General features: G+C 65.4%; 13 protein-coding genes and 1 pseudogene. 4 read left to right on the top strand and 10 right to left on the bottom strand.

The genetic code is table 11. The annotated features are described in order from the left end of the window. Positions 1–10: 10 nt before the first annotated feature. From LXM88_RS31950 to gstA, 3 genes are all read right to left on the bottom strand, one after another. Positions 11–1,303: a TolC family protein gene (locus LXM88_RS31950; RefSeq protein ID WP_262543442.1), complete on the bottom strand. Its 1,293-nt coding sequence runs from the start codon at positions 1,301–1,303 to the stop codon at positions 11–13. 92 nt (positions 1,304–1,395) lie between these two features. Further along, positions 1,396–1,782: a hypothetical protein gene (locus LXM88_RS31945; protein ID WP_262543441.1), complete on the bottom strand. Its 387-nt coding sequence runs from the start codon at positions 1,780–1,782 to the stop codon at positions 1,396–1,398. A 106-nt stretch (positions 1,783–1,888) separates the two neighbouring features. Continuing rightward, positions 1,889–2,521 (bottom strand): glutathione transferase GstA, encoded by a 633-nt coding sequence (gene gstA, locus LXM88_RS31940; protein WP_262543440.1) that lies wholly within the window; start codon positions 2,519–2,521, stop codon positions 1,889–1,891. Positions 2,522–2,657: 136 nt separating this feature from the next. On the opposite strand from gstA, the pseudogene LXM88_RS31935 reads away from it, so the two are divergent. Continuing rightward, positions 2,658–2,969: pseudogene (locus LXM88_RS31935) on the top strand (winged helix-turn-helix transcriptional regulator); the annotation flags it as partial. Between the two features lie 111 nt (positions 2,970–3,080). Continuing rightward, positions 3,081–3,437 carry a hypothetical protein gene (locus tag LXM88_RS31930; protein ID WP_262547018.1) on the top strand — a complete coding sequence of 119 codons (357 nt, stop codon included), beginning with the start codon at positions 3,081–3,083 and terminating at the stop codon, positions 3,435–3,437. A gap of 54 nt (positions 3,438–3,491) precedes the next feature. Here the strand turns inward: LXM88_RS31930 and kynU are convergent, their stop codons facing one another. The 3 genes from kynU to LXM88_RS31915 are packed head-to-tail and all read right to left on the bottom strand — an operon-like array spanning position 3,492 to position 6,498. Beyond that, complete coding sequence (gene kynU, locus LXM88_RS31925) at positions 3,492–4,727, bottom strand: kynureninase (RefSeq protein ID WP_262543439.1); 1,236 nt, start codon at positions 4,725–4,727, stop codon at positions 3,492–3,494. After that, positions 4,727–5,668, bottom strand: a complete 942-nt coding sequence (locus tag LXM88_RS31920; RefSeq protein ID WP_262543436.1) for a tryptophan 2,3-dioxygenase — start codon at positions 5,666–5,668, stop codon at positions 4,727–4,729. The genes kynU and LXM88_RS31920 overlap by 1 nt, the downstream gene beginning before the upstream one ends. Next, complete coding sequence (locus LXM88_RS31915; RefSeq protein ID WP_262543434.1) at positions 5,668–6,498, bottom strand: alpha/beta hydrolase; 831 nt, start codon at positions 6,496–6,498, stop codon at positions 5,668–5,670. The genes LXM88_RS31920 and LXM88_RS31915 overlap by 1 nt, the downstream gene beginning before the upstream one ends. Positions 6,499–6,680: 182 nt before the next feature. On the opposite strand from LXM88_RS31915, the gene LXM88_RS31910 reads away from it, so the two are divergent. Both LXM88_RS31910 and LXM88_RS31905 read left to right on the top strand, forming a co-directional pair. Beyond that, on the top strand, positions 6,681–7,154 hold the full coding sequence (locus LXM88_RS31910) for an Lrp/AsnC family transcriptional regulator (RefSeq protein WP_262543432.1): 474 nt from the start codon (positions 6,681–6,683) through the stop codon (positions 7,152–7,154). A gap of 369 nt (positions 7,155–7,523) precedes the next feature. Beyond that, positions 7,524–8,906, top strand: a complete 1,383-nt coding sequence (locus LXM88_RS31905) for an MFS transporter (RefSeq protein ID WP_262543430.1) — start codon at positions 7,524–7,526, stop codon at positions 8,904–8,906. Positions 8,907–8,958: 52 nt separating this feature from the next. Here LXM88_RS31905 and LXM88_RS31900 read toward each other — a convergent pair whose 3' ends face one another. From LXM88_RS31900 to LXM88_RS31885, 4 genes are all read right to left on the bottom strand, one after another. After that, positions 8,959–10,035 carry a C45 family autoproteolytic acyltransferase/hydolase gene (locus LXM88_RS31900; protein ID WP_262543429.1) on the bottom strand — a complete coding sequence of 359 codons (1,077 nt, stop codon included), beginning with the start codon at positions 10,033–10,035 and terminating at the stop codon, positions 8,959–8,961. A gap of 87 nt (positions 10,036–10,122) precedes the next feature. Continuing rightward, positions 10,123–11,697 (bottom strand): DUF3138 family protein, encoded by a 1,575-nt coding sequence (locus tag LXM88_RS31895; protein WP_262543428.1) that lies wholly within the window; start codon positions 11,695–11,697, stop codon positions 10,123–10,125. 96 nt (positions 11,698–11,793) lie between these two features. Continuing rightward, positions 11,794–12,909 (bottom strand): polyamine ABC transporter substrate-binding protein, encoded by a 1,116-nt coding sequence (locus tag LXM88_RS31890; protein WP_262543427.1) that lies wholly within the window; start codon positions 12,907–12,909, stop codon positions 11,794–11,796. A 212-nt stretch (positions 12,910–13,121) separates the two neighbouring features. Further along, the gene (locus tag LXM88_RS31885) at positions 13,122–14,846 is read right to left on the bottom strand and encodes an amidohydrolase (RefSeq protein WP_262543426.1); all 1,725 of its coding nucleotides are present in this window, start codon (positions 14,844–14,846) and stop codon (positions 13,122–13,124) included. Positions 14,847–15,042: the final 196 nt, after the last annotated feature.

Here is a 15,042-nt window from a genome sequence, read left to right as displayed (position 1 = left end):
TCGTTCTCCTTCACTGCGCAGCGGCCATCGTCGACGGCACCACTTGATATTCGAGCTGGGCCCACGTCCGGGACACGTCGCGCTTGAGGTCGAGCACCTGCAGTTCGGCCTCGAGCTGCGCGCGGCGGGCCGCGAACGTGTCCGCGAGCGAGCCGCTTCCCGCGCGATAGGCGGCGTTGGCGAGTTGCACGCGCTGGTCCGCAGCGGGCAACAACGACTGGCTCAGCTTGGCGATGCGTTCGCGCCCGCTCGCCAGCGTGGCGGATTGCGTGCGAATGTCGGCCTGAACCTGCCGCAGCGCGTCCTCGTACATCAGCCGCGCCTTCGTGGCGAGTTCGGCTTTCTCCGCGACGTCGCGGTTCTGGCGGTTTTTCCGGTTCAACGGCAACGGAATGGTGACGCCGATCGACACCATGTTCGAGTACGCACCGCCGCGTTGCTGATACGCGACCTCCCAGGTCCAGTTCGGGCTGCGCTCGCTGTTGGCGACTGCCGTATCGGCTTCGGCCACCGATATGTCGTCGGCCGCTGCCACGAGCGTTGGCTGAGACAAGCGCAGTTCGTCCGGAGGGAGCGACGACACGAACGACTCGGGCGCCGGCGGTTCGCCGGTCACCTCGGAAACGGGAGCGGCCGTCCAGCGTGACAACCCGATGAGCGCGGTCTGATAAGTCTGTTGCGCGTTGAGCACCTGGTCCTGAGTCTGCGCGAGCATCGCCTGCGCCTGCACCACATCGGCGGCGCTCGCCCTGGCGCCGCGATACGACGCCTTCGTCGCGGCCAGTTCGTGATGCATGTGGTCGAGCAGCGCCTGCTGCAGCGCGACCGCCTGTTTCGCATACACGGCGTTCAGCCAGGCCGTCGCGGTTTGCTGGCGAACGTTCGCGAGTTGCACGAGGTAGCCGGCGCGTTCGCGACCGACCATCTGGTCGGCGAGCGCCGAGCGCAGCCGCCGCTTGTCGCCGGATACCCATTCCTGCTCGATGCCGATGCGGCGCATCGTCATGAAGTCCTGGCCAATCGTGAGCCGCTGCGGCCCGTTTATCGGCAGGTTGTCGATGCCCGCCTTGAGCATCGGATCCGGCAACTGGCCGGCTTTGACGGCCGCCTCGGAACTGGCGCGGACGGACGCCTGCGCAGCCTGCATCGAAGCGGAATGATCGGTGGCGGACTGCAGCGCGGCGTCCAGCGTGAATGGCGACTGCTGCGCGTGCACGGCGCCCGCCACCAGCAGCGCGGCCCACAGCACGGGCGCGCGCCGACACGCACGCCGCGTGCGCGGCGTGCCGAAATCGAATGACATGTTCTAACCCCAACGTCGGAACCCATAGGGATTCCACGTCCTGAGCACAGGACGAACCTCACCGCCTGGGCGGTGAACCGGTCGGATCGGGATCAGCTAATGCGTGGGGGGCGCCACAACCCGCTCGGGTCGCGGACCGCGACGGACTGCGTGTAGTGGAAGACGATCGTGCTGGCAAATGCAGCGGGGCGGCTGACGTCGGCGCGGGCGGCCGGGTGATAAAGACTGCCGAACTGGCACTGGGCCGTCACCTTGCAGGCCATGCCCTTGGCTTTGGCCTTCGCTTTCGCGCTGTCGGCGGAGGGCGACTTCATCGAATCGCAATCGCTCATGTCGGCGGACATGGACATGCCTGTATCCGCTCCCATCGACATCGTGTGCTGCATCGGACATTCACCGGTCAGGCCGCTGGCTGCCAGCCCGCTGATGGGCAGCACCGCGCAAAGCAGCAACAGGATGAAGGTTCGAAGCAGTTTCATGGCGGGAATTATAGCGCGGCATTTTGCTGTGTGGCGGCGCCTCGATCGCGCAAAACGGTCGCGGTGCGGCGGGATGACGCGCCGCATCCGCGACCGTCGCCGCACCCTACCGCAACAGGCCGTCCGCAGCGAGCACGGCCTGCACGGCCGGCCGCTCGCGGACCCGTTCGTACCACGCGCGCAGATGCCCATACCGGCTCAGGTCGATCTCCGCGTTGTACACCGAGTGCATCCAGTCGGCCTGGCCCCAGCCGGTCAGCGCGAACAGGTACGCATCGGCAACGGTGAACGTGTCGCCGGTAACGAACGCCTTGCCGTCGAGCTGGCCATCGATCCATGCAAAGCGGCTGTCGAGCTTCTGACGCGCCGGCTCCACGTACTTCCCCGCCTGCACCGCATACAGCAGCGGGATGAAACCCTTGTGGATCTCGGTGCCGAGAAAGTTGAGCCACTCCATCAAGCGGTAGCGCGCGAGCGTGCCGTAGACGGGCGCGAGCGCTGCTTCCGGGCGCTGGTCCGCGAGATACTGCGCGATCACCGGCCCTTCGCGCAGCAGCGTGCCGTCGTCGAGTTCGAGCAGCGGCACGTAGCCGAGTTCGGTCACGTCGTAGTAGTTGCGTCCGTCCTCGACGACATGCTTGCGCGCGTCGACCTTGACGATCTCCGCGTCGATGTCGCCTTCGCGCAGCACGATGCAGATGGCCTGGGAACAGCTTCCGGGAGCGTGATAAAGCTTCATGCGTTTCCTTGGTGGGTTGTCCGTGTATCGATTCGCCGCGACGCGGGCGCTAATATCTCGCATCGGCGCGTGGCCGGGAAGACGGCAGTCGTTTGTGCCGTAGTCACAAAAAATTTACCGACCAGGGTTCCGCAGGATGAAAACGAGTGCGACAGGATGTTCCGTGGAAGAAGCGATGCGCCTGCTCGGCGGCCGCTGGCGGCTGTTGCTGGTGTCGTACCTGCTCGACGGACCGCGGCGCTTCAGCGACCTGCGCCGCGACATGCCGGGCATCTCGCAGCGCATGCTGACGCTCGACCTGCGCGCGCTCGAAGACGCGGGGCTCGTGCGGCGGACCGTCTATCCGGAAGTGCCGGTGCGCGTCGAGTACGATCTGACCGTGGACGGCGACCGGCTGCGGCCGGTAGTCGGCGTGATGCGCGAATTCGGGCTGTGGCTGAAGGCGCGATGCCGATACGTCGTGCGATACAGGCGTGACGCCCGAAGCCGCCGCTGCGATCGAAACGGCAACCCGCTCGCCCCGATAATCCCGACAACCCATTACGCAGGAACTACGTTCATGGAACTTCACGCTACCGTCGGCGCGGCAACGTCCGACCTCGACGACGACGACAGCTTCGCCAACATCTACTGCCACGACGCGGAGCAGGACTATTGCTTCGCACTGTCGCGCTTTCCGGACGACGCGCTGATCGAAGTGATGGTGCGCGACCAGATCAACTGGCGCGTCAAGGATCTGTCGGTGCGCCTGACCGACGACACGATCGACGTCGAGATCGAACCGGGCATCGCCGCGCGTCTCGACGGTCAAACGCGCTACGTGATCCATCTCGCGCCCGGCCAGTACGATCCGGTCGCGCTGCGCGCCGCGCTGAAGGAGATCTTCGTCGGCAAGAGCGGCTACCGCGACAATTAATATGTAATGCGAACAATGGTGCGGTGATCTTTCCTCCCCGTCATGCCCGCCGAACTAGGTGAAGTCGCGGCGTTGCGCGTACTGAGGCTTATCCCATGCGCGCTCTTCCATGATGCGATCGATCTCGTCGACCAGATGGTCCGCCTCCTCCATCGTATTGAAGAGCGGCGCGAAGCCGAATCGCATGAAATCTGGCATGCGAAAATCGCCGATGACGCCTCGCCGGGACAGTTCCTGCATGATCGCGTACCCCTTCGGATGGCGAAGCGATACGTGGCTGCCGCGTCGCGCCGCGTCCCGCGGCGACGCGATCGCGAACCCGTGGCGCACCAGCCGGGCCTCCGCCGCAGCGATGAATCGGGTGGTCAACTCCAGACTGCGAGTCCGGACGGCTTCGATCGACACGTCGTCGAACACGTCCAGTGCACGAAGCAGAACGGACAGTGCGAGCACCTGATTCGTCCCGCAAAGAAAGCGCTCGATACCGGGCGCCGGCGCGTACGCCGCGGTGAAGTCGAACGGCGTCGCATGTCCGAACCAACCCGCCAGCGGCTGTTCGCAATTCGGAATGTGGCGAGCCGCCGCGTACAGGAACGCCGGCGCGCCCGGCCCGCCGTTCAGGTACTTGTAGCCGCATCCAACGGCGAAGTCGACGCCGCCGGCATCGACGTTGCATGGCAACGCGCCGGCCGAATGAGACAGGTCGGCAACCAGCAGCGCGCCTGCGTCGTGCGCTGCCTGAGTGATGCCGGCCAGGTCGTAGATCTCGGACGTCCGGTAATCGACATGGCACAGCAGGACCACCGCCACCTGCTCGCCGATTACTTCGCACATCTCGCTTACCGGCACGTTGAGAACCTCCAGCCCCGTCAGACGCGCCACTTCTCCCGCGATGTAGAGATCGGTCGGGAACGATGCGGCGTCCGTTACGATCAGCCGCCGCCCCGGCCGCAGACGCACGGCGGCAGTCAACGCCTTGAACAGGTTGACCGAGGTCGAGTCGCAGGCCACCACCTGCCCCGGCGCCGCGCCGATCAGGCGGCCGATGCGTTCACCGACGCGCTGCGGCAACGTATTCCATCGCGCGTCCTGCCACGAGCGGATCAGCCCTTCCCCCCATTCATGCGTGGTCGACGCATAGACCTGCGTCTGCACCGCCTTGGGCAGCGGGCCCAGCGAATTGCCGTCGAAGTAGCGAATGCCGGGCGGCAGCTCGAACCGGGCACGCGTCCGGTCGAACGGGTCCGTATCAACGGGCGTCGCGGTCGTCTGTTCGTCATCGAATGCCATCACGCCCCCAGCACCGTACGGATCGCCCACAGCTCGGGGAAGAACCGGTGTTCCACCACTTGCTTGAGCCAGCCCACCCCCGCCGAACCGCCGGTGCCCGGTTTGAACCCCAGGATGCGCTCGACCGACACGAAATGCCGCCATCTGTATTGGGAAAAGAGATCCGCCATCTCGATCAATGCCTCGCCGAGCACATAAAGATCGTTGTCCGGCGTGGGATCGGCGTAGACCGTCAGCCATGCCTTCTCCACGTCAGGATTCGGGACGTAGGTCTCGGACCAGTTCCGGTCCAGCGCATTCGCCGGAATAGCGACCCCGCGGCGATGCAGCAGCGCGATGACGTCGTCGTAGAGGCTCGGCGAGTTCAGCGACTGCTTGAGCTGAGGGAACACATCCGGATTATTCGCGTGCGCCTGGGCCATGCGGACGGCCTTGTTGCCGAGGATGAACTCGACGTGCCGATACATATACGACTGCTGGCCCGACGAGATGCCGAGGCAATCGCGGAACTCATTGAAGCCGCTCGTCGTGATTGTCGACAGCACGTCCCACGTCTTGACGAGGTATTCGAACAGCCGCTTGATTCGTGGCGCCAGCGCGAGCGCACCCGTGACGTCGTCGGCCTTGATGCGTTGCTGCATGTTGTACAGCTCGTAGTGAATCGCCTTGAACGTCAGCTCCTTGCACTGCGTCATGAGGATGAAGACCATCTCGTCATGCCCCTCGCTGCGCATATGCTGCAGGCTCAGCAAAAGGTCGTTGCGGTGATAGTCGATGAACGGGTTGCTCTTGCCCTCGAAGTCCACCATCGGCTCGCCCGCCGTGGTCTTCACCGCTTCCGTGCGGCTCGCGTCAGTCGAAATGCCGACCTCTCTCAAGACCGACAGCTCGAGCGCCGGATCGCGAATCTCGGGAATGACACGTTTGCGAGATACAGCCATTACAAGCCTCCAAGCAGGTTATCGACAGCTTTCCCCAATTGGCTGGTGGGGTTGGCCAGATCAAACAGAATGTCAAAGTGGTTCCGGCCCGCGACCTCGAGACGCTCCACCGGCACGCCATGTTGCGTCAGCCGTTCCGCGTGCTCGGCACTCTGACGTTTGAATTCGGCGGTTTCGTGTTCGCCCCAGCACACGAGCGTCGGTGCGACGTGCCGGACCGGAAGCAACGCCGGACTGACGATCCGCGCCCGGATCGGATCCAGTTTCAGCGGTGCGTTGATATAGGTGTGCGTGAGCGGGCGCAGATCGTAAATGCCTGAAATCAGGATCGAGCAAACCACGCGTTGCCGCATTTCGGCCGACTCATGCATCCGAACCGCCTGCATCGCGGCAAGATGGGCACCGGCCGAACTGCCCGCTACAACCAGGTTCGTGTCCGGATACTCGCGCGTCAGCCGCTCGATCGCACATCCGCATTGACCGACGATCTCCTCGATCGTCGCGTTCGGCGCGAGCGTGTAGTTCACGGCTGCATACGATATGCGTCGGGCAAGAAACCGCGCGGCGGGAAAGCACGAGTCTTCCGCGGAAAGCGCCTGCCAGTACCCGCCATGGATAAAGACGAACATCAAACGGCGGTCTGGCGATGCCGCGTCGAACACGATCGAATACTCGTCCTCGCCGGCGCCGTATGCGAGACGGCGGTGAGCCCGCGTGCCCAATACGATCGCACTCTCGCTTGCATAGGCCGCAACTGTCTCCCGATAGTCGGGCGCCACGCTGCTCGGGGAATATTCCCGCTCCAGGGTGGCCTTGGCGTCTTCGTGCATGGCTACCTCCTCGATGGAGAAATTCTAGCCAGCAACGATCGGCTTTTCTTTTCGCTTTTGCCGCGCAAGCCCAGATATTCCGGCAAAATAAGTCGGCTTTATCGTGTATTCAGACACAACTTGCCATAACGAACGCAAAACAGGGGAAACCCTTACCATCGCCGAGTACCCGAGGTCCAGACATGAAGCCCGTTCCGTTGAGCCCCGCAGACATCCAGATCCTCTCCCTACTTCAATCTGATCCCAGAATGTCGATGGCAGCGCTGGCCGAGGCGACCCACAGTTCGCAGTCTCCGTGCTGGAGGCGGGTCAAGCGGCTGGAAGAGTCGGGCGTGATCTCGGGCTATAGCCTCGAACTCGATCGCAAGGCGCTTGGCCTCGGAATCGATGCATTTGTTTATGTGAAGATCTCGTCGCATCAGGAGCAGGACGCGGTTGAATTCGAAAGCGCCGTCAAGACGATTGATCAAGTGCTGTCCTGTTTCATCCTGTCGGGCATCGAGGACTATCTATTGCGCGTCGTCGCACCTGACCTCGACAGCTTCGCGATGTTCAGTCGGAAACGACTGGCGACCCTGCCGCACGTCAAGGAAGTACGCAGCGCGTTCGTGATGCATACGATCAAGGACTCGCATCGATTGCCGTTGCCGGATTGACCGCGTCATGCCCGAGCCTCGCACGCGGAGGACATCGGTGGCCGGGAACGTCTGCTGATGGGTTACTGCCATGCTCGATCGTGTGACACCGCGTCGCCATCGTGGACCGGCCAGCGTTTCGTAGGCGTTTTCCGGCCCATCGGGCAGCCTTTCCGAACTGGCCGCCAACGAAGCAACCTCTGCCTGATGCACGATGCGGCGCAACCGCCGCGCTTTCCCACATATTGAGCGCTCGACATCCCATCAATAGGGATGCCCGTCCAAATGTTGACGCCTTTCGCTCGACGGCTCTAACGTTCGCCCCAACGCCATTCGATTCGGCCGCCCCGCTCGCGGGCGCCGGCCGGGCATGGAACACAGGAGACAACCGTGGCCCAATCCGCGTCGCGCACCCACGCCAACCCGCCGGAGCGGCCGCATGCGCGCGCCGCCGATACCTCGCCCGAATCCATCGCCCATGCAACCGCGATCGCACAGCCGAGCCGCAAGCGGCTGCTGATCCTCGCGCTGCTGTTCGTCACGGTCGTGATCAACTATCTCGACCGCAGCAACCTGTCGATCGCCGCGCCCGAACTGTTTCGTGAACTGAACATCGATCCCGTCCGCGCGGGCCTCGTGTTTTCCGCGTTCGGCTGGACCTACGCGCTGATGCAGATTCCGGGCGGCTGGCTCGTCGACAAGGTGTCGCCGCGCGTGCTGTATGCAGGCGCGCTCGCACTGTGGTCGGCCGCGACGCTTCTGCTCGGCTTCGCGGGGTCGTTCGTCGGGCTGATCGTGCTGCGCCTCGCGGTGGGCGCGCTCGAAGCGCCGGCCTACCCGATCAACAACCGCGTGGTCACGACGTGGTTCCCGACCCGCGAACGAGCAAGCGCGATCGGCGGCTACACGTCGGGCCAGTTCGTCGGGCTCGCGTTCCTCACGCCGGTGCTCGCATGGCTGCAGGTGCATCTCGGCTGGCACATGGTGTTCGTCGCGACCGGCCTCGCCGGCATCGTGTGGGCCGCGATCTGGTATGCGGTGTATCGCGAGCCGCGCGCGTTGCGCGGCGTCAACGCGGCCGAGATCGCGTTGATCCGCGACGGCGGCGGGCTCGTCGATCTCGAAGACCGCATCGCGGCGCGCAGCGACCGCGCGCCGTCGACGTGGCGCGACCTCGGCGTCGTGCTCGGGCAGCGCAAGCTGTGGGGCATCTATCTGGGCCAGTTCGCGCTGAACTCGACGCTGTGGTTCTTTCTCACGTGGTTCCCGACCTACCTCGTCAAGTATCGGGGAATGGACTTCATCAAGTCGGGCTTTCTCGCGTCGCTGCCGTTCCTCGCCGCGTTCGTCGGCGTGCTGTGCTCGGGCGTGCTGTCGGACTGGCTGATGCGCCGCGGCGCATCGCAGGGCTTCGCGCGCAAGCTGCCGATCATCTCGGGGCTGCTGATCTCGACCTGCATCATCGGCGCGAACTACGTGAGCTCGACGGGCTGGGTGATCGCGTTCATGACGATCGCGTTCTTCGGCAACGGCTTCGCGTCGATCACGTGGTCGCTCGTGTCGGGGCTCGCACCCGCGCGGCTGCTCGGCCTCACGGGCGGCGTGTTCAACCTGATCGGCAACCTGTCCGCGATCGCGACGCCGATCGTGATCGGGCTGCTCGTGAACGGCGCGGACTTCTCGCGCGCGATCACCTACATCGCCGCGATGGCGCTCGCCGGCAGCCTGTCGTACGGGCTGCTCGTCGGCAAGGTCGAGCGCATCGACGCATGAGCGCCGCACGGGCGGCACACGCGTGCCGCCCCGCTGTTTCGTGGCCTGCCGATCAGAATCGCAGGAACCCGTCGCGCGAGAGATCGTGCGGATTGCCGGCCACGTAGTCGAGCGCGCACGCATCGGTATCGATGCCGACGGTCAGCAGCGTTTCCCAGCGCTCGGTGTCGGGCATCGACAGGTCGGGATGAAAACACACGACGGCTTCGTCGCCCGCCGCACCGCACATCGCTTTCGCGCGCTCGCGCACGTCGGCGCTCGTCATGCCTTTCGCGACATCGTTCAGGTGCGCGTAGCGCTCGCGCGTCGTCGAGCTGTCGGGCATGCATTCGCCGCCGCTCAACGCATGATCGAGGAAGTGGTTCGTATGCAGCAGCCAGCCGTCCGGACGCGGCACGACCACGCCGACGCCCGACGGGCTCAGCTCGATGCTCGCGGCGCGCGGGTTCGCGTCATGCCGCGTGAACACGGTCAGCACCGTCGATGCGCTCACCCGCGCGGTGCGCGCGAGTTCGATCGCCTCCTGCACCGTCGTCGCGTCTTCGAGCAGGCGCCGCGCGATCGCATGCACGGGCACGCCGGCGCTGTCGTTGTCGCTCGCGTGGTGCAGGATGTTGAAATGCAGCCCGAGCCCCGCGCTGTTCACGCCGAGCTTCGCCAGCATCCCGAACTCGGAGAACAGCTTGACGGTGCGGCCGTGCGGCGTGTCGAACTGCATCAGCAGCCCCTGCGGCGCGAGGCTGTCGTGCCAGTCCCACGTCTGCAGCGTGCGCGGCGCGTGCGGGCCGGCCGGCGCGTAGACGGTCGTCGAGCACTCGCCTTCGGCCGATGCGGGCGCGGTGGCGAGAATCTCGGTGCGCGCGTTCAGGCACGCGAGCTGCCAGCGCGGCAGGTCGACGCCGTCGGCGATCGCTTCGACTTCGGCAGCGAGGCGCGGGCACCATGCGCCGAGCGCGGCGAGGCTCGCTTCGCCGATCTCCCGCGCGCGCTGCGGATCGATGCCGAGCTTCGGAAAGAACGCGAGATACAGCGCGACCGTCTCGCGGATCCCGGGCGCGAAGCGTTCGCCGATCAAGCGGCCGCGCGCGCGCGGATCGGTGATGTCGGTCACGAAGGTGTGCAGCTTCAAGATCAATTCTCCTGGGGTGAATGAGGTCCGGGCCTGCGCGGCCCGGAGTGCGGTGTGTAGTGCGAAAGAATCGGCACGCGCCGGCCGTCAGAACGAGTAGATGAACTGCATCCCGGCCAGGTCGTTGCTGCGCGCGTACGTGCCGTTGCTCTTCAGGAATACCGGATGGTTCGCCGCGTCGTGGCGGTATTCGACCTTCACGGTAATCTGCTGCGTCGGATAGAACAACAGGTCGGCCGTGATCGCATAGCGTTGCGCGCCCTTGCACTCGGTGCCGTTCGTCGACGAACCCTGGAAGCACGCCGGATCGATGCCGAAGCCGCTCGACCCGTTCACCGACGGGTTGCCGCCCGCGAGCCCGTACTGGATGTTGGTGCCGCCGCCGCCGTTCGACGTGTTGTTCAGGTAGTCGAAGCGCAGCGTCGCGCCCATGCGGCCGACCCACGACGTCGTCCACTTCGTATGGCCGAGCAGCGACATCCCGTACCAGCGCGCGGTGCCGCCGTTCCATGCGCCCTTCTGCAGCTCGCCGTAGTCGACCTGCGCGTTGACCTGGGTCTTGTCGTGCGTATAGGTCATGTCGGCTTCCACGTACTTGTAGAGGCCGGTCGGCGACGAGCCGTTGCACTGGTAGCCGTAGCCGCCCGCGACCGCGCACGGCGAGAACAGCGACTGCCGGCCGAGCATCCAGGAGATGCCGAAGTCGAAGGCCGTCGACGTCGCGTTGTCGAAGCGCGCGGTGATCGTCGGCGTCCAGTTGGTCTTCGTCGTGTTGTTCGCCGCGTTCGCGATCGCGCCGGCCGTGCGCAACACCTCGTTGCCGATCACCACCTGCCAGAAGTGTGTCATCGCCGCGTTGGAACCCTTCAGCCCGACGCCGATCAGGTTGCCCGGTTCGCTGAAGTCGTACAGCAGCCCGTGCGTGAGCGTCAGCATCTGGTTCGACGGCTGCACCTCGTAACCCGCGAGGCTCGGCATCATCCCGATCTCGAAGGTGCGCGTCGTGCCGAGCGGCACGTTGACCTGCGCCTGCGTGACGATGTTGTTGCCGACGCCGCCGTGCGCATTGCTGAACACATTGCCGAAGCCGCGGTTCGGCTGGATCACGATCTCCGCCGACGGCGCCATCGGGCCGACGCCGAAGGTCTTCTTGATGTCGAGGTAGACGTCGCCGATCGTGCTGTTGAAGTAGTCGTACGCGCCCGGATCGTGGTTCAGGAACTGGAAGCCGGACGTGCGCTGCGCGCGGTTGTACAGGTACACCGGATCGACGTAGCCGGTGATGCTCAGGCCCGCGAGCGGGCCGGTCGTCGCGGCTTCCTGCAGCGAGTCGACCTTCAGCGATGCGTTCGAAATCTGTTCGCGCATCTGCTGCAGGTCGTCGTTCGTGAATGCGGGCGCCGCGTCGGACGCCGGCGCGGCAGCGGCCGCCGTGTTGATCGTGCCGATCTTCGCGGTGCCCGATGCGGCGGTGGTGGCGGCACCGGACGCCTGCGCTGCCGTCATGCTCGCACGCAGTTCGTTGACCTGCTGCTGCAGCGCGGTGACCTGCGCCTGCAGCGCCTTCATCCTGCTCGCATCGGTCGCCTGCGGCGTGTGCGCAAATGCCGATGCCGCTTCGAACGCGAGCAGGCACAGCGCCGTCATGTGTTTGATTTTCATGGGGTGGGTGTCGTCGGGACGAGCGCGCCCCCGCCCGCCGCGGTGGGCGGCGAGGCGCGCGAAAGGGATGCGGGAGTGCGGGGGGCTGCGGCCGGCTTACTCGGTCTTCAGCTTCGTCCAGAGACGGTTCTGCAGACGCATCAGCTCAGGCGGAACCGGCTTGCTGAGGCTCAGCTTGCGGATCACGTCGGCAGGCGGGAACACGGCCGGATCGCTCGTCACCTCGGCGCGCACCAGCTTCTTCGACGACGGCACGGCCGACGGATACGACGTGTCGTTGGTCAGGTTCGCGCTCTCCTTCTCCGACAGCACGAAGTTGACGAACTTCAGCGCGGCGTCCGGATGCGGCGCATCCTTCGGGATCGCCATCATGTCGAACCACATCGCGCTGCCCTCGGTCGGGATCACGTACTTGATGTGATACGACTTCTTCGCGGCAGCGGCCGCGATGCGCGCGGAGTTCACGTCGCCCGACCAGCCGAGCGCCAGGCAGATGTCGCCGCCCGCGAGATCGTTGATGTAGCTGCTCGAATTGAACTGCGTGATATACGGCCGCACCGACTTCAGCAGCTCGTACGCGGCCTGGTAGTCGGCCGGGTTCGTCGTGTTCGCATCCTTCTTCAGGTAGACCAGCGCCATCCCGAACGCATCGACCGGCGAATCGAGCACCGACACGCCGCAGCTCCTCAGCTTCTGCGCGTACTTCGGATCGAACAGCAGCGCCCAGCTGTCGAGCGGCGCGTCGTTGCCGAGCGCGGCCTTCACCTTCTCGACGTTCATCCCGAGGCCATCCGTGCCCCACGTCCACGGAATGCCGAACTGGTTGCCCGGATTGTCCTTCGACAGCACCTTCATGATTTCCGGATCGAGCAGCCCGTAGTTCGGCACCTGGCTCTTGTCGATCTTGCGGAAGATGCCGGCCTGCAGCTGTCGCGCCCAGAAGATGTCGGACGGCACGACGACGTCGTAGCCCGACGTGCCCGACAGCAGCTTCGCCTGCAGCGTCTCGTTCGAATCGAACTCCTGGTAGACGACCTTGATGCCGGTCGCCTTCTCGAAGTTCGCGATCGTCGCCTTGCCGATCGAGTTGCCCCAGTTGTACACGTTGACGACGTCCGCCGCGTGCGCGACGCTCGCGCCGGCCCACGCGAACCCGCCCAGCGCGAGCGCCGCGCATGCCGTCCTCAGATGATGTTTCCAGTCCCCTGCCATGGTTTCCTCCGTCGATATCATGATCCGTTCGCGATGAACGGGTGTGTGCTTCGGTCCGGAAAAATGTAGCCAGAGGAAATTGGCCGGTCTGCCCTGCCAATAGGGGGACACGCCGCACAATCGACGCATCCGGTTCCGGCCGGATGCGTCGATCGATACAAAACGGAAGCGGTTTGAAAGCCTCCGTCACCGCTCGGTCAACCGCCGTCCGGTCAGGATGCGGTCACGCCCGTACGCACGCCGAAATCGTCGCCCACGTGCGTGACGCGGCCGTCCATCATCGTCAGCGCGACGTCGATGCGGCCGATGTCGTACTGGCCGACCTCGAACAGGTCGTTCTCGAGCACGACGAGATCCGCGCGCTTGCCGGGCGTCAGCGAGCCGACCTCGTGCTCGATCCCGAGCTGGTACGCGCCGTGGATCGTGTACGCGGCGATCAGTTGCGGAATGCTCAGGCGCTCGGCGATGTCCGGGAACACCGGCGCATCGGGCTCGCCCGCGAGCTGGCGCGTATGGCCCGACTCGATGTGTTCGAGCGGCTTGTGCTGGCAGCGGCACTGGCACGCGAGGCCGTCCATGCCGATCGACACCGTCACGCCTTCGTCGAGGAACGTGCGGAACTTGTACATGTTGCTCCAGCGTTCGTGGCCGTAGTGGTCGCGCAGTTGCTCGGTGTACGCGTCGACCACGCCCCACTGCAGCTGCGTGTTCGCCATCACGCCCGCGCGGCGGAAGCGCGGGATGTCGTCCGGGTGCGTGAGGAACGCGTGCGTGATCACGTGGCGGCGATCGCGCGGCGGGTTCGACCGGTTGACCGCGTCGAAGCCGTCGAGCGCCATCCGTACGGCCGCGTCGCCGACGCAGTGGACCATCACGTTCGCGTTCGCACGATCGGCTTCGACCAGATAGCGGTTGAACGTGTCGGCCGGCATCGTCGGCGCGCCGCAGGTGTCGGGGCGGTCCGCGTACGGTTCGAGCAGGTACGCGGTGTGGTTCGCCTCGGTGCCGTCAAGGAACAGCTTCAGCGCGCGCGCCTTCACGAGCGGCGAATCGTACTGCTCACGGTATTTGACGAGCGTGCCGACCGGATCGTCGATCTCGCCGATCACCGCGACGCTGCCGACCACGCGCAGCTTCAGGTCGCCCGCGCGCTCCATCGTCTGCAGCGTCTCGTACAGCAGCGACTGGTCGCCGCTCGGGTCGAAGAAGCCCGCGTCGAACACGGTCGTCACGCCGGCCGCGCACAGCTTCTTCTGCCACGGCGGAATCGATTTCAGGTAGAGGTCGATACCGGTCGGCAGCAGGCCGGCCGCGCTGATCCGCTGCATCAGCAACGAATACGCGGCGCCGTCGACGATCAGGCCGGTCGGCTCGCCCGTCGCCGCGTCCTTCTCGAACCAGCTCGCGCCTTCCTGCACGGGCGGCGTCGACGCATCGATACCGGCGATCTCCAGCGCCTTCGAGTTCACCCACATCGAATGGAAATCGGTCGACAGCAGGCACACCGGGCGATCCGCGCAGATCGCGTCGAGCGTCTCCTTGCGCAGCAGCGCCGGCGGAATCGTCGCCTGCACCCAGCCCATCCCCGTGATCGCCGGCTCGTCCGGATGCGACTCGACGTACGCGCGCAGCGCGGCGAGCACCTTGTGCGGATCCTCATAGTTCACGAACGCCTGGAACGCGAACGCGGTCGTCTCGAAGTGCCAGTGCGATTCGACGAAACCCGGCAGCACGAGCCGGCCGGCCGCGTCGACCACTTTGGTCGCGGCGCCGACGTAAGCCTGCACCGCCGCGGTATCGCCGACGTGGACGATCCGGCCGTCGCGCACGGCGACGGCCTGCGCCCACGGCTTGTGCGGATCGACGGTGTAGACCTTCGCATTGGTCAGAACGAAATCCGCCGGCGTCGCGGCGGCATGCGTCGGTTGAATCTGCATTGCCTGTCCTTTCTGGTGATCGGGTTTTCGAAGTGCTTTCACTATAGACAGACGATACGCACGGGTCTGCCCCCCCGACGCAGGGGCTTTCGCGAATTCCGGCGCGTTGCGCGCAGGCCTTGTCGTCATTGTGAGGACAACGCGCAAAATCGGTGCTTTTATCCGGTGAATTCCCGGCAGACGCGCGCCCGCGCTT

Source organism: Burkholderia sp. S-53 (assembly GCF_025560745.1).
In the GTDB taxonomy this organism is placed as follows: Bacteria; Pseudomonadota; Gammaproteobacteria; order Burkholderiales; family Burkholderiaceae; genus Burkholderia; species Burkholderia pyrrocinia.
This window is presented reverse-complemented; position numbering and strand designations above follow the sequence as displayed.